Source organism: Tsukamurella strandjordii (assembly GCF_039525985.1).
Classification (GTDB): domain Bacteria; phylum Actinomycetota; class Actinomycetes; order Mycobacteriales; family Mycobacteriaceae; genus Tsukamurella; species Tsukamurella strandjordii.
This window is the reverse complement of record NZ_BAAAII010000005.1, coordinates 1-20,956: the sequence shown is the minus strand read 5'-3', so window position 1 is coordinate 20,956 and position 20,956 is coordinate 1. Positions and strand designations below refer to the sequence as shown.

General features: G+C 70.8%; 20 protein-coding genes. 2 read left to right on the top strand and 18 right to left on the bottom strand.

Annotated features, from left to right (window positions below; genetic code table 11):
• The first annotated feature begins 97 nt into the window (after nt 1–97).
• Nucleotides 98–1,186, top strand: a complete 1,089-nt coding sequence (locus ABD108_RS09115) for an MlaD family protein (RefSeq protein WP_305110432.1) — start codon at nt 98–100, stop codon at nt 1,184–1,186.
• Between the two features lie 7 nt (nt 1,187–1,193).
• Here ABD108_RS09115 and ABD108_RS09110 read toward each other — a convergent pair whose 3' ends face one another.
• The 12 genes from ABD108_RS09110 to steA all read right to left on the bottom strand — a co-directional run bounded on the left by ABD108_RS09110 (nt 1,194) and on the right by steA (nt 13,924).
• Nucleotides 1,194–2,531 carry an MFS transporter gene (locus ABD108_RS09110; RefSeq protein WP_343930096.1) on the bottom strand — a complete coding sequence of 446 codons (1,338 nt, stop codon included), beginning with the start codon at nt 2,529–2,531 and terminating at the stop codon, nt 1,194–1,196.
• Nucleotides 2,518–3,966: a ribosome biogenesis GTPase Der gene (gene der / locus ABD108_RS09105; protein WP_343930095.1), complete on the bottom strand. Its 1,449-nt coding sequence runs from the start codon at nt 3,964–3,966 to the stop codon at nt 2,518–2,520. The genes ABD108_RS09110 and der overlap by 14 nt, the downstream gene beginning before the upstream one ends.
• The gene (cmk, locus tag ABD108_RS09100) at nt 3,963–4,646 is read right to left on the bottom strand and encodes a (d)CMP kinase (protein ID WP_344185549.1); all 684 of its coding nucleotides are present in this window, start codon (nt 4,644–4,646) and stop codon (nt 3,963–3,965) included. The genes der and cmk overlap by 4 nt, the downstream gene beginning before the upstream one ends.
• A gap of 5 nt (nt 4,647–4,651) precedes the next feature.
• Nucleotides 4,652–5,599 (bottom strand): pseudouridine synthase, encoded by a 948-nt coding sequence (locus ABD108_RS09095; RefSeq protein WP_305110428.1) that lies wholly within the window; start codon nt 5,597–5,599, stop codon nt 4,652–4,654.
• 46 nt (nt 5,600–5,645) lie between these two features.
• On the bottom strand, nt 5,646–6,377 hold the full coding sequence (gene scpB, locus ABD108_RS09090) for an SMC-Scp complex subunit ScpB (RefSeq protein ID WP_255585775.1): 732 nt from the start codon (nt 6,375–6,377) through the stop codon (nt 5,646–5,648).
• The gene (locus tag ABD108_RS09085) at nt 6,374–7,267 is read right to left on the bottom strand and encodes a segregation and condensation protein A (protein ID WP_220658629.1); all 894 of its coding nucleotides are present in this window, start codon (nt 7,265–7,267) and stop codon (nt 6,374–6,376) included. The genes scpB and ABD108_RS09085 overlap by 4 nt, the downstream gene beginning before the upstream one ends.
• On the bottom strand, nt 7,264–8,151 hold the full coding sequence (locus ABD108_RS09080) for a ParA family protein (RefSeq protein WP_374758740.1): 888 nt from the start codon (nt 8,149–8,151) through the stop codon (nt 7,264–7,266). The genes ABD108_RS09085 and ABD108_RS09080 overlap by 4 nt, the downstream gene beginning before the upstream one ends.
• Before the next feature lie 217 nt (nt 8,152–8,368).
• Entirely contained in the window at nt 8,369–9,307 is a 939-nt protein-coding gene (xerD, locus tag ABD108_RS09075) for a site-specific tyrosine recombinase XerD (RefSeq protein WP_305110425.1), read from the bottom strand.
• Nucleotides 9,308–9,347: 40 nt separating this feature from the next.
• Nucleotides 9,348–9,995: an NUDIX domain-containing protein gene (locus ABD108_RS09070; RefSeq protein ID WP_220658627.1), complete on the bottom strand. Its 648-nt coding sequence runs from the start codon at nt 9,993–9,995 to the stop codon at nt 9,348–9,350.
• Nucleotides 9,988–11,748 carry a CTP synthase gene (pyrG, locus tag ABD108_RS09065; protein WP_220658626.1) on the bottom strand — a complete coding sequence of 587 codons (1,761 nt, stop codon included), beginning with the start codon at nt 11,746–11,748 and terminating at the stop codon, nt 9,988–9,990. Before pyrG ends, ABD108_RS09070 begins: the two co-directional genes overlap by 8 nt.
• Nucleotides 11,749–11,812: 64 nt before the next feature.
• Nucleotides 11,813–12,733 (bottom strand): copper transporter, encoded by a 921-nt coding sequence (locus ABD108_RS09060; RefSeq protein WP_220658625.1) that lies wholly within the window; start codon nt 12,731–12,733, stop codon nt 11,813–11,815.
• Entirely contained in the window at nt 12,734–13,924 is a 1,191-nt protein-coding gene (steA, locus tag ABD108_RS09055; RefSeq protein ID WP_220658624.1) for a putative cytokinetic ring protein SteA, read from the bottom strand.
• A 563-nt stretch (nt 13,925–14,487) separates the two neighbouring features.
• Here steA and ABD108_RS09050 point away from each other — a divergent pair.
• A complete protein-coding gene (locus ABD108_RS09050; protein WP_343930094.1) occupies nt 14,488–14,817 on the top strand; it encodes a hypothetical protein in 330 nt (109 codons plus the stop codon).
• 10 nt (nt 14,818–14,827) lie between these two features.
• Here ABD108_RS09050 and recN read toward each other — a convergent pair whose 3' ends face one another.
• Genes recN through ABD108_RS09020 form a run of 6 tightly spaced genes read right to left on the bottom strand, consistent with a single transcriptional unit; the run spans nt 14,828 to nt 20,789 of the window.
• Nucleotides 14,828–16,600 (bottom strand): DNA repair protein RecN, encoded by a 1,773-nt coding sequence (gene recN, locus ABD108_RS09045; RefSeq protein ID WP_343930093.1) that lies wholly within the window; start codon nt 16,598–16,600, stop codon nt 14,828–14,830.
• A gap of 3 nt (nt 16,601–16,603) precedes the next feature.
• Nucleotides 16,604–17,485, bottom strand: coding sequence for an NAD kinase (locus ABD108_RS09040; RefSeq protein ID WP_305110419.1), 882 nt, complete (start codon nt 17,483–17,485; stop codon nt 16,604–16,606).
• Nucleotides 17,482–18,297 (bottom strand): TlyA family RNA methyltransferase, encoded by an 816-nt coding sequence (locus ABD108_RS09035; RefSeq protein WP_220658620.1) that lies wholly within the window; start codon nt 18,295–18,297, stop codon nt 17,482–17,484. The genes ABD108_RS09040 and ABD108_RS09035 overlap by 4 nt, the downstream gene beginning before the upstream one ends.
• Before the next feature lie 2 nt (nt 18,298–18,299).
• The gene (locus ABD108_RS09030) at nt 18,300–18,533 is read right to left on the bottom strand and encodes a hypothetical protein (protein WP_305110417.1); all 234 of its coding nucleotides are present in this window, start codon (nt 18,531–18,533) and stop codon (nt 18,300–18,302) included.
• 10 nt (nt 18,534–18,543) lie between these two features.
• Nucleotides 18,544–19,494 carry an HAD-IIA family hydrolase gene (locus tag ABD108_RS09025; RefSeq protein ID WP_343930092.1) on the bottom strand — a complete coding sequence of 317 codons (951 nt, stop codon included), beginning with the start codon at nt 19,492–19,494 and terminating at the stop codon, nt 18,544–18,546.
• Nucleotides 19,491–20,789 (bottom strand): hypothetical protein, encoded by a 1,299-nt coding sequence (locus ABD108_RS09020; protein WP_343930091.1) that lies wholly within the window; start codon nt 20,787–20,789, stop codon nt 19,491–19,493. Before ABD108_RS09020 ends, ABD108_RS09025 begins: the two co-directional genes overlap by 4 nt.
• Nucleotides 20,790–20,956: the final 167 nt, after the last annotated feature.

The window sequence follows — 20,956 nt, the reverse complement described above, 5'->3', positions numbered from 1 at the left end:
GTGTCCGTCGTCACAGCGAACTCGGGTTGGTGATTGTCAACACAAAACACCCCGCGAGAGCATGGATTTCAGACACTTGCGGATAATTTGTCTACCTGTGGACTTAGCACCGGTTCCGGGATTCGCCCCCAGCGCGAAGCAGCTGCGGACGCGCGGAATCGCGGTCGTGGCGGTGATCGCGGTGATCCTGCTGACGGTGTGGGCGTACAACGAGTACAAGCCCCGCGACCGCTTCTCGGTGACTCTGCGGACCCCCGTGGTGGCGGCGGGAATCGTGGACGGCGCCAAGGTCCGGATCCAGGGCGTCGAGGTGGGCAACGTCAGCGGGATCGAGCGGCTCGGCAACGGCCAGCAGGGGGTCACTCTCTCGCTCGACGGTCCGCAGGGCCGCAGCCTGACCAACAACGTGGAGGCCGCGTTCTCCGCGGGCAATCTGTTCGGCGTCTCCGAGGTCGTCCTGACCCCGCACGACGGCGGCGGGCCGCTGGCGAGCGGGGCGGTGATCGCTCCCACGAAGCCGATCAGCGACAACACGGTCTCGAACATGATCACCACGATCGGCGACGTCAACGACGATGCGCTGCGCCCCAACATGAGTCAGCTGCTGTTGAACTTCGACGCCTCCTCGAAGGCGATGCTGCCCCTGTTCACAGCGCTGGGCAGCGTGACGCAGGCGATCAGTGACACGCAGAAGCTGAGTACGGCCGCGACCTTCCCGCTGATCACCGAGACGATCCAGTCCGCGGATTCCGCGGTGGCGGCGATGCTTCCCGGTTTCCAGATCCAGTCGAAGCTCCCGCTGCTGCACAACGGCAACAGCCAGAAGATCAAGCCGATGCTCGATCAGGGCATCAACGACGAGCGCACCGGCCTGCTCGCCGGGCTCCAGCGGATCCTCACGCCCGAGGCGCTGGACGCGCTGCGCACCCTGACGCCGGCCGGCGTGAGCCTGATGCAGCCGATCCTCAACGCCTTCCCGAACGGCAGTGCCCGCGGGGTCGGAATCCAGTTCGGCCAGTTGCTCGACAACGTCCGCAGGGCGATGCCCGACGGCCCGAACGGCCCGACGCTGAACCTGCGCCTGCAGGTGTACTACCCCGCCGTGAGCGCGGCCCTGCCGCCCGAGGCGACCGCCGGCCCCGCTGCCAAGCCGGGCGACAAGCCGGCGGCCCGGCCGAAGCCCTAGCCGCGAGTCAGGCGGTCAGGGCACGGTCCCGGGAGGGTGTGACCGGCAGGAGCATCGCGAGGCCCAGAGCGAGGACCAGCACGATGGCGGCGATGCCCGCCCGGTCGGTGCCGAAGACCGCCACGAAGAGGGTGAACAGGGCCGGGGCGAGGAACGACGCCGCACGGCCGGTGGTCTGGTAGAGCCCGAACATCTGGCCCTCGTGGCCCGGGGTCGCCATCCGGGCCAGGAGGCTGCGTGCGGACGACTGGGCGGGGCCCACGAAGACGGTGAGCATGAGTCCGAAGATCCAGAACATCGTCGTCCCGGAGACGAACAGCAGCACGATGCCGGCGATGATCATGCCCACCAGCGAGACCACGATCACCGCCTTCGGGCCCACGGAATCGTCGAACCTACCGGCCACCAGTGCGCCGATCGCGGCGAAGACGTTCGCGGCCACGCCGAACAGCAGCACCGTGGACGCGGACATGCCGTAGACGCTCACCGCGAGCACGGCACCGAAGCTGAACGTGGCGGTGAGGCCGTCACGGAAGACGGCGCTGGCGATGAGGAAGTACACGGCGTTGCGATCCGCGCGCCACAGCTGGGCGACGGACGCGAACAACGCCCGGTAACTGTCGACGAGTCCGCGGCGGGCCGGTGCGGCGGGATCGCGCGGCACCTCCGGCACCGCGAACAGCACCGGCAGGGCGAAGATCCCGAACCACAGCGCGGCGAACAACGCGACGAGCCGGATGTTCATCCCGCCCTCGGTGCTCAGTCCGAGGAATCCGCGGGTGTCGCCCTCGCCGGAGATGAACCCCAGGTAGCACACCAACAGGATCACGATGCCGCCGAAGTAGCCCGACGCCCAGCCGATACCGGAGACCCGGCCGATCGTCGCGGGCGTCGAGACCTGCCGCAGCATCGCGTAGTAGGGCACGTTCGCGAGCTCGAAGAAGACGGTGCCCGTGGCCAGCAGCAGGAGGCCGAGCCACAGGTACTGGTAGTCGTCGCGCACGAAGAAGCAGCCCAGCATGGTGAGGAACAGCAGGGCGCTCCACACCGCGAGCGAGGACCTGCGGCGACCGGCCTCGTCCGAGCGCTGTCCCAGCACCGGCGCGAGGACCGCCACCAGGACCCCGGCCGTCGCCAGCGCTCCGGAGAGGTAGGCGGTGGCCGGAATCGATCCGGGCAGGTTCTTCCCCACCGAGTCGGTCAGGTACACCGAGAAGACGAAGGTGACGATCACGACGTTGAAGGACGCGCTCCCCCAATCCCAGGAGCACCACGCCAGAAGCCGACTGCGCGGCGGCGCGACCTGACCGTCGGACGCCGACGGTGCCGGACTACTTGCGGGCACGCTTCTCCCGCACGCGCACGTTGACGCGGACGGGCGAACCCTCGAAGCCGAACTCCTCCCGCAGCTTCCGCTCCAGGAAGCGGCGGTAGCCCGCCTCCAGGAAGCCGGTGGTGAACAGCACGAAGGTGGGCGGGCGGGTGCCCGCCTGGGTGGCGAACAGCACCTTCGGCAGCTTCCCACCACGCAGGGGCGGCGGTGTCGCGGCCATGACATCACGCAGCCAGTTGTTCAACCGGCCGGTGGGGATGCGCTTGTCCCAGGACTCGAGCGCGGTGTCGATCGCGGGCACCAGCTTCTGCAGGGCACGGCCGGTCTGCGCGGAGATGTTCACCCGCTGCGCCCACGGCAGCTGCACGAGCTCGCGGTCGATCTCCTTCTCGAGCTGGTACCGGCGGTCCTCATCGACCAGGTCCCACTTGTTGTAGGCGATCACCAGCGCGCGACCGGATTCCACCACCATCGACAGGACCCGCAGGTCCTGTTCGGTGATGGGCTGCGAGGCGTCGATCAGCACGATCGCGACCTCGGCCGCCTCGATGGCGCCCTTGGTGCGCAGCGAGGCGTAGAACTCGTGCCCGTTGGCCTGATTGACCTTCTTGCGCAGGCCGGCGGTGTCGATGAACTTCCAGGTCTTGCCGCCGAGCTCGACGAGCGAGTCGACCGGATCGACGGTGGTGCCCGCCACGTTGTCCACCACTGAGCGCTGCTCGCCGGTCAGCTTGTTGAGCAGGGAGCTCTTGCCCACGTTGGGCTTTCCGACCAGTGCCACGCGCCGGGGGCCGAGTCCGCCGGTGCCCTCGCGGGGCGTCTCCGGCAGCTTCTCCAGGATCACGTCGAGCAGATCGCCGGTGCCGCGGCCGTGCACCGCCGAGATGGTGTGCGGTTCACCGAGTCCCAGGCTCCACAGCGTGGCGGCCTCGGATTCGGCGCGCTGATCGTCGACCTTGTTGGCCGCCAGGATGACCGGGGCCTTCGAACGGCGCAGGACGCGCGCCACGGCCTCGTCGGTGGTGGTGGCGCCCACGGTCGCGTCGACCACCACGACGATGGCGTCGGCGGTGCGCATGGCGATCTCCGCCTGCTGCGCGACCGACTGCTGCATGCCCTTCGCGTCGGGCTCCCAGCCGCCGGTGTCCTGCACCAGGAACCGGCGCCCGGCCCAGTTGGCCTCGTAGCTGATCCGGTCGCGGGTCACGCCGGGGATGTCCTCCACGACGGCCTCGCGGCGGCCGAGGATGCGGTTCACCAGGGTCGACTTGCCCACGTTCGGGCGGCCGACGATGGCCACCGTCGGCAGCTTGGCGGTGGCCTCCGCGGCCTCCGCTTCGAGGTCGCCGAACTCGTCCCCGAACTCGTCTCCGTAGCCGTCGAAGTCGGACTCGTCCTCCCACACACCGTCTTCGGTGACGGGCGCGAATTCCAGTTCGTCACTCATCGCACACTCTCCTCCAGTCGCGCGGCCAGCTCCGCCACCGCGGCGACGGTCTCCTCGAGCGTGAGGTCCGACGAATCCACGATGACCGCATCGTCTGCGGGCCGCAGGGGCGAGACCTTCCGCGTCGAGTCCAGGCCGTCGCGGCGCTGTACGGACGCGAGCACCGCGTCGTAATCGCTGGGCAGTCCCAGCTCGATGTTCTGCTTGTGGCGCCGTCCGGCGCGGGCCTCCGCGGAGGCGGTCAAGTACACCTTGAGCGGCGCATCGGGGAAGACGACGGTGCCGATGTCGCGCCCCTCCACCACGATCGGTGTCTCGTCGTCCTCGGCCACCGCGCGCTGATAGGCCACCAACTGCTCGCGCAGCGCCGGGACCGCGGAAACGGCGGACACGGCGGCGGTCACGTCGTCCTCCCGGATCCTCCGGGTCACCGATTCACCGTCCAGCTCCACCTGCTCGCCCAGCGGGTCGCAGCCCATCGCCAGGGGCAGATCGTCGGTGGCCGCGGCGATCGCCGCGGGATCGTCGAGCGCGACCTCGCGGTCGAGCACCCACACGGTGGCGGCACGGTACATCGCGCCAGTGTCCAGATAGCGCGCCCCGAGGCTCTCGGCGAGGCGACGGGCCACCGTCGACTTGCCGGTACCCGAGGGGCCGTCCATCGCGATCACCAGAGTCATGCCACTCACATTCCCACCGCCTTGTACAACGACTCCACCTCGTCGCGCCCGAGCACGCGCAGCGAGCCCGGCCGCTGGTCGCCGAGGGCCACGGTGCCCACGTGCGTGCGCACCAGGCGCTGCACCGGGTGGCCCACTTCGGCCAGCAGGCGGCGCACGATGTGCTTGCGGCCCTCGTGCAGCACGATCCGCACCATCGACTTGCCCTCGGACGCCTCCAGCACCGAGAACCGGTCCACCTTGGCGGGGCCGTCCTCCAGCTCCACGCCGTCGCGAAGCTTCTTGCCGAGGTTGCGCTGCACCTCGCCGTTCACCCAGGCCAGGTACGTCTTGGGGACCTCGTACGACGGGTGCATCAGCCGGTGCGCGAGTTCGCCGTCGTTGGTGACCAGCAGCAGGCCCTCGGTGTCGGCGTCGAGCCGGCCGACGTGGAACAGCCGCTGTCCGGCGGCCACGCGCTCGGCCACGATGTCACCCACGCAGGGGCGGCCCATATCGTCGCTCATCGTCGAGTGCCACCCGCGGGGCTTGTTGAGGGCGAGGTGCACCAGGCTCTCGTTGACCACCACGCGGACACCGTCCACGCGGACCACGGCCACCGACGGGTCGACCCGCAGGCCCTGCTCGGTGACGATCGCGCCGTCGACCTCGACGCGGCCGTCGGCGATCATCTCCTCGGCGACGCGCCGCGAGGCCACACCGGCCTGGGCGAGCACCTTCTGGAGCCGGATCTTCTCGCCGTCGCCGCCGGGGTTCGACGGTGCGCGATCGTCCGGATCGCGCACGGGAACGTTCTGCGTGCGGGCGGGTTTCGCATTGGAGAGCTTGGGGGTGTTGTTGCGCGGGGGCGCCTCCGAGGGGCTGCGCCGCGGCCCCTGGCGGGGCGCCGTCTTGCGTTTGTCGTTCGAGGAGGATCGGTCCGGTGTGCCATCACGGCGAGCGGGTCTGTTCATGATCGATCCATTGTCGCAGGACGCGCGGGATTTCGGTACTCGACGCTCAGGCGTCCGGATCGAAGCCGATCACGTCGCTGCTCTTGCGGCCGAGTTTCGCGAATCGCGGCTCGTCGTCGAGGGTGGTGCTGAGGTCCTCGATCACGTCCACCTCGGGCAACAGCGGCGCCAGCGGCGGCAGCTCGTCGAGGGAGGTGAGGCCCAGTCGCTCCAGGAACAGTTCCGTCGTGGCGTAGGTCGTGGCACCCGCATCACTGCCCACCTCGCCGATCAGACCGCGGGCCGCGAGCGTGCGCATCACGCCGTCGACGTTCACGCCGCGGATCGCGCTCACCTGGGACCGGCTCACGGGCTGCTTGTAGGCGATCACGGCGAGGGTCTCCAGCGCGGCGCGGGTGAGCTTGGAGCGCACACCGTCGAGCAGCAGGCGTTCGACGTAGGGCGCGTACTCGGCCCGGCTGTAGAGCCGCCATCCCTCGGCGGATTCGCGCAGCTCCATCCCGGAGCGCCGCTCGGTCAGCTCGGCGGCCCAGGCCCGCAGGTCGGCGGTGATCCGCTCCTCGGGTTCCTCCAGCGCCACGCCGAGCGATTCGGCCGATGCCGGCGCGTCGATCACCAGGAGCAGCGCTTCGAGCGAGGACCGCAGTTCGTCCGGTTCCATGCCCTCGACCAGCGCGAAACCGTCGTCTTCCGGTGCGCCGTGGTCGTCGGTCGGCGCCGCAGCGGGCGCGGCTTCCGCGGGGGTGTCGTCCTCGGTCGTGGGGTGTTCGTCGGTCACTCGTCCTCCTCCGGGGGCGCCTCGTCGTATTCGTCGTCGGCGCGCACCGCCACCTCGTCCTTCTCCCCCGACCAGCGCACCTTGAGCTCGCCCAGGGCCTCCGGCTGATCGAACAGGACGGCGCGCTCGCGGTACAGCTCCAACAGCGCGAGGAAGCGCGCGATCACGGCGATGCCGGAGTCGCAGTCCGAGACGATCTCCGCGAATCCGGACCAGTGGCCGGGCCGTTCCCGCAGGCGCGCGGCGATGAGTTTGGCCTGTTCGGGCACCGAGACCTTCGGCACGTGCAGGTGCCCGAGGCCCACCGTGGGCTTCTCCTTCGGCGTGAACGCCGCCGCCGCGACCAGCGCGAACTGCTCCGGATTCACGCCGAGCTGCACCGGCGGCACGAGCTGCTCGTACCGCTGTTCCAGTCCCACGGCCCGCGGGTAGCGACGGTTCGCCTTCGCTTCGAGCTGCGCCATGAGCTCGGCGACCTGCTTGTACGCGCGGTACTGCAGCAGCCGCGCGAACAGCAGGTCGCGTGCTTCGAGCAGCGCGAGGTCTTCATCGTCTTCGACCTCGCCCGCCGGGAGCAGCCGCGCGGCCTTGAGGTCGAGCAGGGTGGCCGCGACCACGAGGAATTCGGTGGTGGCGTCGAGGTCGGCCGCGGCGCCGAGTTCCTTGGTGTACGCGATGAATTCGTCGGTCACCACGTGCAGCGCCACCTCGGTGACGTCCATGCGGTGCGCGCCGATCAGCTGCAGCAGCAGGTCGAACGGGCCCTCGAAGTTGGCCAGGTGCACCTGGAAGCCCGACGGTGCCTCGACCGCCTCCGAGGCCTCCGCCGGTGTGGGCGGGTCGAGGGGTGCGACGGCTTCGATCGGCTCGGGGGCCGCGGTCTCGGTCACTTCTCCTGCGCGATGACCTCGCGCGCGAGTGCGCGGTAGGCGTTCGCGCCCGACGACTTCGGCGCCCAGGACGTGATGGGTTCACCGGCGACGGAGGTCTCCGGGAAGCGCACGGTGCGCGAGATCACCGAGTGGTAGACGGCGTCGCCGAAGACCTCGACCACGCGGGCCATCACGTCGCGCGAGTGCAGGGTGCGGGCGTCGAACATGGTGACCACGATGCCCGCGAGGTCGAGCCGCGGGTTGAGGCGATCGCGCACCTTGTCGACGGTGTCGGTGAGCAGAGCGAGACCGCGGAGCGCGAAGAACTCGCATTCCATCGGGATCAGCACCTGATCGGCGCAGGCCAGGGCGTTCACGGTGAGCAGGCCGAGGCTGGGCTGGCAGTCGATCAGGATGTAGTCGTAGCGGTCGAGGACCGGGTACAGGGCCCGGCCCAGGGTCTGTTCGCGGCCGACCTCGTTGACCAGCTGGATCTCGGCGGCGGAGAGGTCGATGTTGGAGGGCAGCAGGTCGAGACCCTCGACGCGGGTGCGCAGGAGCACATCGTCCGCGGAGACGCGCGACTCCATCAGCAGGTTGTGCACCGTGAGTTCGAGCTCGTGGTGGGCCACGCCGAGTCCGGCGGAGAGCGCGCCCTGCGGATCGAGGTCGACGAGCAGCACGCGGCGCCCGTAGGCCGCCAGCGAGGCACCGAGGTTGATGGTGGTCGTGGTCTTACCCACGCCGCCCTTCTGGTTGCAGACCGCGATCACCCGGGCGGGGCCGTGCGTGGTTTTCGGGGTGGGTTCAGGGAATTCGACCTTGGGTCGCCCGGTGGCGTCGAGGCTCTCGTCGTGCGGGTCCCGTGCTGCGGGGTGGTGCTGCAGCTCGCCCAGGTCCAGGCCCGGGTGCTCCGCGTCCGGCGCTGCCGCCACTAGCCCACCTCCTTACGTTCCCTCACACCCTAGTGCGCTCGTCGTGCCGACGAGCGCAGCGGCGCGCTCGCGTCGGTCGACGACGATCCAGTCTACGGTCCCGCCGCGGGGTGAAGGCCGGAGCGGTGGTCGTGCCTTCCGGGCGTCATGCACGATCTGCATACCCGACGGTCCGCCCTACGGCTCAGCGCACGGCCCGGGGATGCGCCTGGGCGTACACCTCACGCAGCGCCTGGACCGTCACCAAGGTGTACACCTGCGTCGTGGTCACCGACGCGTGCCCCAGCAGCTCCTGCACCACCCGCACGTCGGCTCCGCCTTCGAGCAGATGCGTGGCGAAGGAGTGCCGCAGGGTGTGCGGAGAGACGTGGGTGGTGGCGGTGTCGATCCCGGCACGCTCGGCGGCGGTCGCGAGCACCTGCCACGCCGACTGCCGGGACAACCGACCGCCCCGCACGTTGAGGAACAGAGCGGGATTCGACCGCTTCACCAACGACGGCCTGCCCCGCACGAGGTACGCGTCGATCGCGGCGAGGGCGGGCCGGCCGATCGGCACCACTCGTTGCTTGCCGCCCTTGCCGAGCAGCACCACGGACCGCGACTGCGCGTCGATATCGTCCACATCGAGCGCCGTCACCTCAGAGATGCGAGCGCCGCACGAGTACAGCAGCTCCAGCAGCGCCCGGTCGCGCAGCCGCGACGGAGTGTCGGACTCGCCGTCTCCCCCGGCGGCCTCCAGGAGCGCGATCACCGTATCCACGGGCAAGGCCTTCGGCAGCCGCTTCGCCGGGGCGGGCGGACGCACCTCGCGGGCCACGTCGGACGGGGTCAGTCCCTCTGCGGCGGCGAACCGGTGCAGCCCGCGGACCGCGATGAGCGACCGCGCCGCCGAACTCGCGGCGAGCGGAGGACGGCCATCGCTCCCCTCCCGCATCGCGACCAGGAAACCACTGACCTGGCCCGATGTCACTGCCGCGAGATCATCGACGCCGAGCGCTGCCAGGTACTCGCGATACCGGTCGAGATCGCGGCGGTAACTGCTCAGCGTGTTCGCGGCCGCACCGCGCTCCACGGTGAGGTGGTCGAGGTAGGCGCGCAAGGCATCGTCGAGCGGGGAGTTCACAGCCCCGCCCGTCTTCACGCGCGCGCCCGCCGCCACCGTCCTACTGCTCGGCTTCCACCGGGCGGCCCTTGCGCGCGGCGAGCGCGGTGGGACGGCCCGGCCACGGAGCATCGGCGCACCGCAGCGGGGTGTCGTCGTCGGTCACCATGGTGGCCGCGAGGATCGCGCTCACCGAGGTGGAGTTGACGATCTCGCCCGACAGCACCATCCGGACGGCGTCGGGCATCGGGACCCACTCGACGGTCATGTCGAGCTCCTCGTCCTCCTGCTCGGCCATCTCGCAGTACCGCAGATCGGTCGCGAGGAAGACCCGCACCATCTCGTCGGTGAACCCGGGCGACGGTGCCAGATCGACCAGCACGTGCCACTCCCGCGCACCGAGCGCGGTCTCCTCCGCCAGCTCGCGCTGCGCGGCGGCCACGGGCTCCTCCTCGCCGGAATGATCGAGCAGGCCGGCGGGGATCTCCAGCAGCCGGCGCCCCATCGGGTGCCGGTACTGATTGACCATCGCGATCGCACCGTCGTCGTTCATCGCGACCACGGCCACCGCACCGTCGTGCTCGACCACGTCGCGCATCGCGGTGCCGCCGCCGGGCATCGTCACCTCGTCCCGCCGGACCGCGAAGATCGGCCCCTCGTACACCTTCTCCGAGGCGACCGCCTCGAAGGCGTGCAACTGGTCAGGCATCGACGGTGCCCTCGTCGGCGGTCTCGTCCTCGGCCGGGGCGCTGGCATCGGCCTTGGCGGCCTCGCGGTGCACGTCCACCGGGAGCTCCTCCTCGGCCTTGTACTTCAGCGCGGCGGCGATGAACGCGGCGAACAGCGGATGCGGGCGGGTGGGGCGCGACTTGAGCTCGGGGTGCGCCTGCGTGCCGACGAGGAACGGGTGCACCTCCTTCGGGTACTCGACGAACTCCACGAGGTGCCCGTCGGGCGAGACGCCCGAGAACTTCAGGCCCGACTCGGCGATCTTGTCGCGGTAGGTGTTGTTCACCTCGAACCGGTGACGGTGCCGCTCGGAGACCTCGGTCGCGCCGTAGGCGCCGGCGATGATCGAGCCCCGCTCCAGGACGGCCGGGTAGGCGCCGAGGCGCATGGTGCCGCCCAGATCGGCTTCGCCCGCCACGGCCTGCTCCTGATCGGCCATCGTCGAGATCACCGGGTACTGCGCGTCGGGCTCGAACTCGGCGGAGCTGGCGCCCTCGAGCCCGGCCGAGCGGGCCGCCTCGATCACGATGCACTGCAGGCCCAGGCACAGGCCCAGCAGCGGAAGGCCGCGCTTGCGGGCGTACCGGATGGCACCGACCTTGCCCTCGATGCCGCGGATGCCGAAACCGCCGGGGATCAGGATGCCGTCGATGTCGCGCAGCGCCGCAGCCGCACCCGCCTCGGTCTCGCAGTCATCGGACGGCACCCAGGTGATCTGCACCTTGGCCCAGTTCGCGAAACCGCCGGCGCGCAGCGCCTCGGTCACCGAGAGGTAGGCGTCGGGCAGGTCGATGTACTTGCCCACCAGGGCGATCCGCACCGTCTCGCGCGGCTCGTGGACGCGCTTGAGCAGATCGCCCCACACGCTCCAGTCGACATCGCGGAAGGGCAGGCCGAGCTTGCGCACCACGTAGGCATCGAGCTGGTTGCCGTGCAACACCTTGGGCACGTCGTAGATCGACGAGGCGTCGGGGCAGGAGATGACGCCCTCGACCTCGACGTCGCACATGAGCGCGATCTTGTTGCGCTGGCCCTCGGGCACCTCGCGGTCGCAGCGCAGCACCAGCGCGTCGGGCGTGATGCCGATGCTCCGGAGCGCGGCCACCGAGTGCTGGGTGGGCTTGGTCTTGAGCTCGCCGGAGGCGGCGAGGTACGGGACCAGCGAGACGTGCAGGAAGAAGACGTTGTCGCGGCCCACGTCGTGGCGCACCTGACGGGCGGCCTCGAGGAAGGGCTGCGACTCGATGTCGCCGACGGTGCCGCCGATCTCGGTGATCACGACGTCGGGCGCGTGGCCCTGCTCGTCGGGGGCCTGCATCGCGAGGATGCGGGCCTTGATCTCGTCGGTGATGTGCGGGATCACCTGGACGGTGTCACCGAGGTACTCGCCGCGCCGCTCCTTGGCGATCACGGTGGAGTACACCTGGCCGGTGGTCACGTTGGCGCGACCGGACAGGTCGCGGTCGAGGAACCGCTCGTAGTGGCCGACGTCGAGGTCTGTCTCTGCGCCGTCCTCGGTGACGAAGACCTCACCGTGCTGGAACGGGTTCATCGTGCCGGGGTCGACATTGAGATAGGGATCGAGCTTCTGCATCGTCACGCGCAGGCCGCGCGCGGTGAGAAGCTGTCCCAGGCTCGAGGCCGTGAGGCCCTTACCCAGCGAGGACGCAACGCCCCCGGAGACGAAGATGTGCTTGGTGGCTACACGAGCGTGGGGCCGAGGAGAAGGCAACGAGACTCCCGTATTCGAGCGGATAAACCTGCTTCAGTTACGGGACTTCAGAGTATCACTGTCGTCAGCGGACGCCGGCACCGTACGCGCGTACTTCTCCGCGCGTCGCCTGGCTCAGCGCCAGCGCGGTGGAAACCTGCCCCACGGTGGTGTCCACATCGTCGACGGTGGCGAGCCGCGCAGCGAGCGCCTGGTCCTGCCGCACCACCACGATCGGACCCGAACCCGAGGCCGATCCGGTGCGTCCGACCAGCACTGATCCGTCGCCGTGGCGCGACAGCCCCGCCGCGAGGCGCCCGATGCCCTGCCCCTGCGCGGCGTGATCGGCCGCCACCGCGCCGCCGGTCACCACGATCGCGGCGCGCGCGCCGGGCACCGTCGGGCCGTCGAAGGCGAGGAAACCCGCCTGGCGAAGTGTGACGAGCGCATCAGTGCCGCCTTGCGAGACCGCGGGCGCGGCGCCCTTGCCCAGGAGGACCGAACCGATCAGGTCGCCGGCGCGGGCGCGGGGGTCGACCTGGCCCGCGTCGAGCGTCACTCCCACGGGAGCGGCGTTGTCGACGGTGCCGCGCAGCCGCTCGGACTGATCGTCGGCGTACAGCGCGTCGGTCAGCCGGACGGTGCCCGCGACGGTGCCGCCGGCCTGCGTGACGCGGCGATTGATCTGGGTGATGTCGCCGCCGTCGGCATCGGGGGCCACGACGAGCAGCACTGGGAAACCCGCGAGGGAACGGCCGAGCGCGCCGGGTGCCGCGGCATCGGCGAAGCCGTCGCCCGCACGCGCCCGCGCGTCGAGGGTGTCGTTGCGCTGCTCCAGGTCCTGGACCTGGGAGCGGAGGTCACGGATGTCACCGTCGGCGGTGAACCGCGACAGGACGCCGCCGCCCAGGGCGATGCCCACGGCGAATGCGATCAGCACCGACGCCCAGAACAGCGCCGGACGACGAGCGCCGGGAGTCCGGAGGCGGCGCGAGCGGCCGGGCACTTACAGTGCCCGGAACTTGCCCTGAACCCAGAGCGCGAAGTGGTTCCACTGGTCGATGACCCACTGCAGCAGGTCGGTGCCCTGATTGGAGACGAGCACCGCGGCGACCACGGCCACCAGCGCGGCGAGGATGAACAGCGCCACCGCGCCACCGTGCCCGCGGCTGCGGTACAGCGTGGAGACGGCCTTACCGTCGACCAGCTTGGTGCCCACCTTGACGCGGGTGAGGAAGGTGGACGGGTTCGACTCGCGGCGGCCGGCGTCGAAGAACTCCTCCAGCGAGGCGGAGTGTCCGACCGAGACGATCAGCGAGGCGCCGTGGTGGTCGGCGATGATCAGTGCCAGATCGGCGGCCGAGCCGGACGCCGGGAAGGTCATGGCGCCGATGCCGAGGTCCTGGATGCGCTCCAGGCCGGGGGCGTGGCCGTCCGGGGCGGCGGGCAGGACCACCTGCGCGCCCGAGCGGAGCGTGTTGGTGGTGATCACCTCGGGGTCACCGACGATGAGGTCGGGCCGGTAGCCGGCCTTGACGAGGGCGTCGGCGCCGCGGTTCACGCCGATCAGCACCGGCGCGTACTCCTTGATGAAGGGCTTGAGGCGCTTGAGGTCCTCGACGTGGTCCGGACCGTCGGCCACGACGAGCACGTGCCGGTCGTTGAGGTTGACCTCGACGTCCGGGATGCCGACGCCGTCGATCAGCAGCGGCGACTCGACGCGGATGAACTCGATGGTGTTGCCCGCGAAGGCCTCCAGGTGGTCGACCAGGCCCGAACGGGCGGCCAGCATGCGGGACGTGACGGCGCTGTCGGTGAGTTCCTCACCCTCGGCCAGCTCGCGCTCGCCCGCGTAGACGACACCCTCGTGCACGCGTACCTTCGCGCCGTCCTTGATCCGGGAGAAGACCTCTTTGCCGGCGTCGTCGACCAGCTCGATGCCGGCGGCGGCCAGCACCTCGGGCCCCAGATTCGGGTAGCGGCCGGAGATGAACGGGGAGGCGTTCACGACGGCGGCGACGCCCGCCTCCACCATGAGATCGGCGGTGGTGCGATCGAGATCGAGCTCGTCACACACGACCACGTCGCCGGGCCCGATGCGACGAAGGAGCCGGGTGGTGTCCTTGTCGACTCGTGCGGTGCCCACGACGCCGGGCAGGTTCGACGTGTTCCGGGACAGCAGACCAGTGAGCTTCATGGCTGACATTGTGCCCCGCCAGTCACATGAATCACGTGAGGCACGCCGACAACACCAAAAACTTTGAACAACTTGCGCCGCAGCCGCACCGCGTGGATTCCGCGCGGCCCGCCGGCACTTTCGCGCCTGTTGACCTCAACCGAGGATGAGGTGGTCGCATGGAGGCATGAGCACACCGGAGCACCTCGACGAGGCGTACACGCGGCTGCATCGCACCGGCCCTGAGTTCGAGGGGTGGTTGAGCAATCACGGACCGATGGTGGTCGAGGCCCTCGCTCGCCGCGGCCGCGCAGAGATGGCGGAGGAATGGCTCGACCGCTACGTCCCCAAGCTCGACGCCGTGCCGCCGTCGCGCGGGGTCGCACGCTGGCCCGAGAACCTCGGCGACGCGTCACTGCTCGGCGCGTGGATCGCCGCTTTCCGCGATGAACTCCGCGACGCACCCTGGCGGGAGGTCCTCGCAACCTGGTGGCCACGGCTCCTACCGGGCGTCGCGGCCGGCGCGACCCACGGCGCCATCCGTGTGGGGCATGCCGTCGACGCGCTCCTCACCTGGGGCGACGATGTCGTGCGCCGCGCGGAACTCGCGCACGCGCTGGGGTACTGGGCGGCGCGATGGCAACCACGCGATACCCGACGAACTGCACGACGCCACCGTCGCCGCGGGCTGGTCGGCGGCGGCCGCGATCTTCGCCGCCTACGCACCGAACGACGCGATCAGCCCGCCCGTGCACACCGCAACGATCGACGAACTGATCGATCGCGCGGTCGCGCACGGCGATGAACACGCCATCAAGCTGATCGACACCGCGCTCGACGTCCTGGCGTGGACATCCGACGAACGCGCGGTGCACGCGTCGCTGGTGGCCCTCGACGGGATCGCGCCGGCATGACGACGGGGAGCTACTCCCCCTTGTGGTTGCCGGTCTGGGCGATCTTGTCGGACTCGGCGGCTTCGAGCAGTTCCTCGGCGTGCGCGCGACCGGTATCGGAATCACCGAGGCCGGCGAGCATCCGCGCCAGCTCGGCGATCCGCTCCTCCCGGCTGAGCGCGGTGAGTGTGGAGGTCACCGACTTCTTCGCGGTCTGCTTGCCCACCGTGAGGTGAGTGTCGGCGAAGGCGGCCACCTGCGGCAGGTGGGTCACCACGATCACCTGGTGGCGCTGCGCGAGCGCGGCGAGTCGCCGGCCAATCTCCACCGCGGCCTTGCCACCGACCCCGGCGTCGACCTCGTCGAAGACCATGGTGAGGCCCTGCTCGGTGGCGGCGAGCACCACTTCGAGCGCGAGCATCACGCGCGAGAGTTCGCCGCCCGATGCGGATTTCCCGATCGGCAGCGGGTTCGCGCCGTCGTGCGCCACGAGCCGGAACTCGACGGCGTCGGTGCCGTGCGCGCCGGCGCGACGCGGCGCACCGTCGACGACGATGCCGGACTCGTCGGGATCGGGCGCCACGTCGACGGTGATCGACGCCCCACCCATCGCAAGCTTGCGGAGCTCACCGGTCACCCTCTTGCCCAGCGTCCCGGCGGCCTTCACCCGGGCGGCGGTGAGCGCGGACGCCGCCGCGACCAGCCCGGTCTCCAATTCGGTGACGCGGCCCTGCAGTGCCGCGAGTCCCTCGGCGGAGGTGTCGATTCCGGCCAGCCGTTCGCGGGCCTCGTCGGCCCACGCGAGCACGCCGTCGATATCGGGCGCGTACTTGCGGGTCAGCGTCTTGAGCTCGGACTGGCGCAGCAGCAGGTGCTCCAGCTCCGACGGGTCGCTGGGCAGGTCCGAGAGGTAGGCGCCGAGCTCGTTCGCGACATCGCCCGCGACGGTGGCGGCCTCCTCGACGCGTTCGGACAGTCCGCGCAGTGCGGCGTCGTCGGACCCCGACAGCGCGGCGCGCACGGTCCCCAACAGATCGAGGACCGATCCCGCGCCCTCGCCGTCGGACCCGTAGCCGGATCCGGTGAGCGCGGCGTAGGAGGTGTCGGCCGCCTCGCGCAGCGAATCCAGGTCAGACAATCGCTTGATCTTGGCGACGGTCTCGACGTCTTCTCCGGGAAGCGGTTCGGCGCCGTCGATCTCGGCGAGCGCGGCGGTGAGATGATCCTGCTCCAGCGCCAGCTCGCGGGAGCGGGTGGTGCGGTCGGCCAGTTCGGCGCGCGCGGCCAGCCACTCCTCGCGGAGGGACTGGTACTTCGCCAGCGCCTTGAGCGCGGGCGCGCCGGCGAAGGCGTCGAGCAGGTCGCGCTGCCGCTCCGGGCGCAACAGCCGGAGCTGGTCGTTCTGACCGTGCACCGTGAGCAGGGGCCCGGCGAACTCGGCCAGGGTGCCGACGGGCACGCTGCGGCCGCCGAGGTAGGCGCGGGAGCGGCCGTCGGAGGCCACGCTGCGCACTGCGATCACCGCATCGTCGTCGAGCTCGCCCCCGGCACCGTCGACCACCTCGCGGACCTGGTCCGCCGAGCTCGCCCCGGCCAGGGAGAACCTGCCCTCGACGACGGCCTTCTCGGCGCCGGCGCGGATGCGGCCGGGATCGGCGCGCGCACCGGCCAGCAGGTGCAGGCTGGTGACCACCATCGTCTTACCGGCGCCGGTCTCGCCGGTGAGCACGGTGAGGCCCTCGGCGAACTCGGCGGCCGCCCGCTCGATCACGCCGAGCGAGTCGATCCGGATCTCTTCGAGCATGCGCTATCCCCCGCTTCCCGTGGTGCCGTCGCCGCGTCCCCGCCACCCGGTGATCGGCAGTTCGAACTTGTGCACCAACCGGTCGGTGAACGGCGCCGCGCCCAGTTTGATGAACCGGACGGGCTCCGCGCCGCGGCGGATCTCGACGCGTCCGCGCTCGGGCACCTCCAGGGTGCGGCGGCCGTCGCAGAAGGCGATCGCCTCGTGCCGGCTGCCCTCGACCTCGATCGCGATGGTCGAGCGCGGGCTGGTCACCATGGGGCGCGCGAACAGGGCGTGGGCGTTGCTCGGCACGATGAGCAGTGCCTCCAGGTCGGGCCACATCACGGGGCCGCCGGCCGAGAAGGCGTACGCGGTCGAGCCGGTGGGGGTGGCCACCAGGACACCGTCGCAGGCGAACCGGGAGACGGGGCGGTCGTCGACCTCGGTGACGAGTTCGAGAAGGCCCTGCCGTGAACGGTTCTCGACGGAGACCTCGTTGAGGGCCCAGCCCTGGGAGATCAGGTCGGTGCCGTCGTGGATCTCGACGTCGAGGGTCATCCGCGGTTGCACCGTGTACCGGCGGGCCAGCAGATCGTCGATCGTGGACGCCACGCTGTCCATCTCGCTCTCGGCGAGGAAACCCACGTGACCCAGGTTGATCCCGATGATGGGGACGCCCGCGCGGCGGGCCAGTTCGGCGCCGCGGAGGAAGCCGCCGTCGCCGCCGAGCACCACCACGACCTCGCAGCCGAAGGCCGCGTCGTCCGGGGCGTCGCTCACATCGCTCTCGAGCTTCATCCGGACGCCCGCCTCGTCGAGACGCCCCCGGATCTGTTCGACGGTGCGGTCCACGTCCTTGCGGAGCGTGTGCACCACTACGAGGAACGTGCGCTCTTCGCTCATTGGGGCCCTTCCGCCACGGCTGTTGCGATCATGTCGTCGACGTCGGCGGGGAGCGTCACCGGCCCCTCCTCGCGACGCAACCAGAGAAAGTACTCGACGTTGCCCGACGGCCCGGGAAGCGGGCTGTAGGTGACGCCGCGGGTCTGCAGGCCCTGTTCGGCGGCGGCCCGGGCCACGCCGAGCACGGCGCTCGCGCGGAGTTCGGGTTCCCGGACCACGCCGCCGGATCCGACGTTGCCCTTGCCCACCTCGAACTGCGGTTTGATCATGGGCAGCAGATCGGCGCCCACGGCGCTGCAGGCGGCCATCGCGGGTAGGACGAGGCCGAGCGAGATGAAGGAGAGATCGCCGACCACGAGGTCGACGGGTCCGTCGAGCGCCTGGGGTTCGAGGGTGCGCACGTTGGTGCGGTCCATGACGGTGACGCGGGGGTCGTCGCGCAGGCGCCAGACGAGTTCGCCGTAGCCCACGTCGACGGCGTACACCCGTTCCGCGCCGCGGTGCAGCAGCACGTCGGTGAAGCCGCCGGTGGAGGCTCCGGCGTCGAGGCAGCGGCGTCCGGTCACGCTGACCTCGGGGAAGGCATCGAGGGCGCCGATGAGTTTGTGGGCGCCGCGCGAGGCCCAGTCGATCTCGCCGGCGACGGCCGTGACGTGCACGGGGTCGGCGGGGTCGATCTGGTTAGCGGCCTTGCGCGCCACCTGCTTGTTGACGGTGACCCGCCCGGCCTCGATGAGTTCGCGGGCGTGTTCGCGGGAGCGGGCCATGCCGCGGCGGACCAGTTCGGCGTCGAGCCGCACTCTGCGGGCCATGGTCAGGCTCGCTCCACGCTGTCCAGGGCGTCCACGAGGAGCTGGTGCGCCTGCTCGAACAGAGCGGCCTGCCGCCCGAGGGTGGCGAGTTCGCCGACTCCGGCCACGGTGCCGAGGTCCTCGACGGGGGCGTCCTCCAGCGCATCGACCCGGTGCATCAGGTCCTCCACGGCGGTGCGCACCGCCGCGGGATCACTGGCGTCGCTGGGTGCGTCGCCGTACTGTTCCGGATTCATCGGCTCCACGCTAGCGGACGACGAGCTCAAGGCCCGCCCGACGGTCCGCGGGCAGCTCGCGTGCCGCGGCGACCGCCACGTACTTCGCGTCGGCGGGGTCGGCGTCCGGGGCGCCGGTCACGATCAGCCGGTCACCGTCGACGACGGCGGACCAGCCGGGCCGCGGTCCCGGTAGCGATCGTTCGCGCGGGGCGTGCAGTCCGGCGAGAGTGTCGGCGATGTAGGTGGGCTGGTGGATGTCTGGCGCGGCGATCACATCGGCCACGTCGTTGACGCCCGTGAGCACGAGATAGGTATCGGCGCCCAGGGCGTTGCCGCCCTCGATGTCGGTGTCGAGCCGGTCCCCCACCACGAGCGGGGCTGCGGCGCCGGCCTCGGCGACGGCATCGGCGAGGATCGGGGTCCCGGGCTTGCCCGCGACCTGCGGCACCGCACCGGTCGCGTTGGCGACGGCGGCCACCATGGAGCCGTTGCCGACCATCAGGCCGCGTTCGGTGGGCAGAGTGGCGTCGGTGTTGGTGGCCACCCACGTGGCGCCCGCGCGGATGGCGAGGGCGGCCTCCGACAGTCGCGCCCAGCCGGTCTCCGGGTTGTGCCCCTGGACCACGGCCCGGGCCTCCTCGGCGGTGTCGACGGGCACGAGCCCTCGGTCGATCACCTCGGCCCGCAGCGCGGGCGCTCCCACGACCAGCGTCGGGGTACCGGCGGGGACGATCGAGGCGAGCAGTCGGGCCCCGGCCTGGGCGCTGGTCACGACGGAGTCGTCGGGGGCGGCGAAGCCGAGGTCGCGCAGGTGCTGCGCCACGTCCGACGGTGCGCGGCTGGCGTTGTTGGTGACGTAGGTGACGGGCAGCCCCTGCAGGGCGTCCGCGGCACCGGGTATGGCGACCGGTCCGGCGTAGACCGTGCCGTCGAGGTCGACGAGCAGCAGGTCGTAGGCCTCGACGAGGGACGCCGTCACAGTTCGTCGGAGAGCTCGGCGACGCGGTCCTCGGCGTCGGTGAACTCCTCCTCGTCGGCCGCGGCCGCGTTGAGGAACCAGGTCAGGGCGTCGGCCCGACGGTCCGCGGCCAGCAGCGCCTCGGCGTACGCGTAGAACAGGCGCGCGGCGTGGAAACCGCGGCGGGCGGGGTCGAGATCCTCCGCCTGGAGGGTGACGACGGCCTTGTCGTAGTCGCCGATGTCCATGCGGGCGCCGGCTTCGACGATGCGCAGCTCGGTGCGGTCGTCGCCGGTCAGCTTGGCGGCTTCCTCGCCGCGGGCGGTCTCGATCGCCTTCTCCGGGCGGCCCAGACCGCGCTCGCTGTCCGCGATCATCGGGAGCAGGTTGATGGCGCCGCCCATGCGCTTCGCGGCGCGGAGCTCGCTGAGCGCCTCGGACCATTCGCCGTTCATGTAGGCGGCGATACCGCAGGCCTCGCGGACCGCGGCGATGCGGCCCGCGCGTTCGCGGGCGGCACGTGCGTGCGCCAGTGCCGCTGCGGGATCGGACTCGAGGAGCCGCCCGGCCTGCACCAGGTGTCCCGAGACGATCTCGGCGTTGTTCTTGTCGAGGCTCAGCAGGTCGCGACGGATGGCGCCGTCGAGTTCCTTCGGGTCGACGTCGTTGGGGATCGACGGTTCGCCGGGCTTGGTGCGCGGGCGGGTGTCCGTGCGCCGGTCGTCGCGGGGCTTGAACGGGCCGCCGCGATTGCTGGAACTCTGTGGACGCGAACCGTTCCGGCTGTTCGGGCCGCCGCGGTTGTCGCCGGAGCGGAAGTCGCGGCGATCGCCGCCGGGGCCGTCTCCCCGGCGTCCGCCGTCACGCCGATCGTCACGGCCACGGAATCCGCCGGAGCGGTTATCGTCGCGCCCCTTGAATCCGCCGCCGGAGCGATTGTCGTCACGACCCTTGTAGCCACCGCCGGACCGGTTGTCGTCACGGCCCTTGTAGCCGCCACCCGAGTTTCCGCCACCGGAGCGGTTGTCGTCCCGACCGCGGAATCCCCCGCTGCGGTTGTCATCGCGGCGCGGCCCGCTGCGGCGGTCGCCGTCGCGACGATTGTCCGAGCCACGCGGCCCGCCACGGTTGTCATCGCGACCGCGGAAACCGCCGTTGCGGTCCACGCTGGACCGGTCGCCGGTGGGGCGGTTACCGGTGGACCGGGGCTTCTCGCCGCCCCGTGACGCATCGCCGCCTCGTCCGCGGTCGGCAGGATTCACGAACCCTGCGCGCTGCCGGCGTTCCTCGCCGTCACGACCCGACTCAGCTGCCACGTTCCACCCGCTTCCCGTCACCCTGGAGGCGACTTCTCCCCATCACTGTACTTCCAACGGCGAAAGCCCCTGGGGTGTGGAGCACTCTGTGCTCAACACGATCCCCAAGGGCTTTCATCCTGTATCTAATTTTAGTCCGGCGGTGTCCTACTCTCCCACACCCTCAC

Bases quoted from the DNA above. Each gene is read 5' to 3' on its own strand.
- cmk (WP_344185549.1), bottom strand. From the start codon at position 4,646: ATGACTCTGGTGATCGCGATGGACGGCCCCTCGGGTACCGGCAAGTCG.
- der (WP_343930095.1), bottom strand. From the start codon at position 3,966: ATGAGTGACGAACTGGAATTCGCGCCCGTCACCGAAGACGGTGTGTGG.
- ABD108_RS09035 (WP_220658620.1), bottom strand. From the start codon at position 18,297: ATGGCCCGCAGAGTGCGGCTCGACGCCGAACTGGTCCGCCGCGGCATG.
- steA (WP_220658624.1), bottom strand. From the start codon at position 13,924: ATGAAGCTCACTGGTCTGCTGTCCCGGAACACGTCGAACCTGCCCGGC.
- ABD108_RS09095 (WP_305110428.1), bottom strand. From the start codon at position 5,599: ATGAACAGACCCGCTCGCCGTGATGGCACACCGGACCGATCCTCCTCG.
- ABD108_RS09030 (WP_305110417.1), bottom strand. From the start codon at position 18,533: ATGAATCCGGAACAGTACGGCGACGCACCCAGCGACGCCAGTGATCCC.
- recN (WP_343930093.1), bottom strand. From the start codon at position 16,600: ATGCTCGAAGAGATCCGGATCGACTCGCTCGGCGTGATCGAGCGGGCG.
- ABD108_RS09050 (WP_343930094.1), top strand. From the start codon at position 14,488: ATGTCGTGCGCCGCGCGGAACTCGCGCACGCGCTGGGGTACTGGGCGG.
- ABD108_RS09070 (WP_220658627.1), bottom strand. From the start codon at position 9,995: ATGCCTGACCAGTTGCACGCCTTCGAGGCGGTCGCCTCGGAGAAGGTG.
- ABD108_RS09040 (WP_305110419.1), bottom strand. From the start codon at position 17,485: ATGAGCGAAGAGCGCACGTTCCTCGTAGTGGTGCACACGCTCCGCAAG.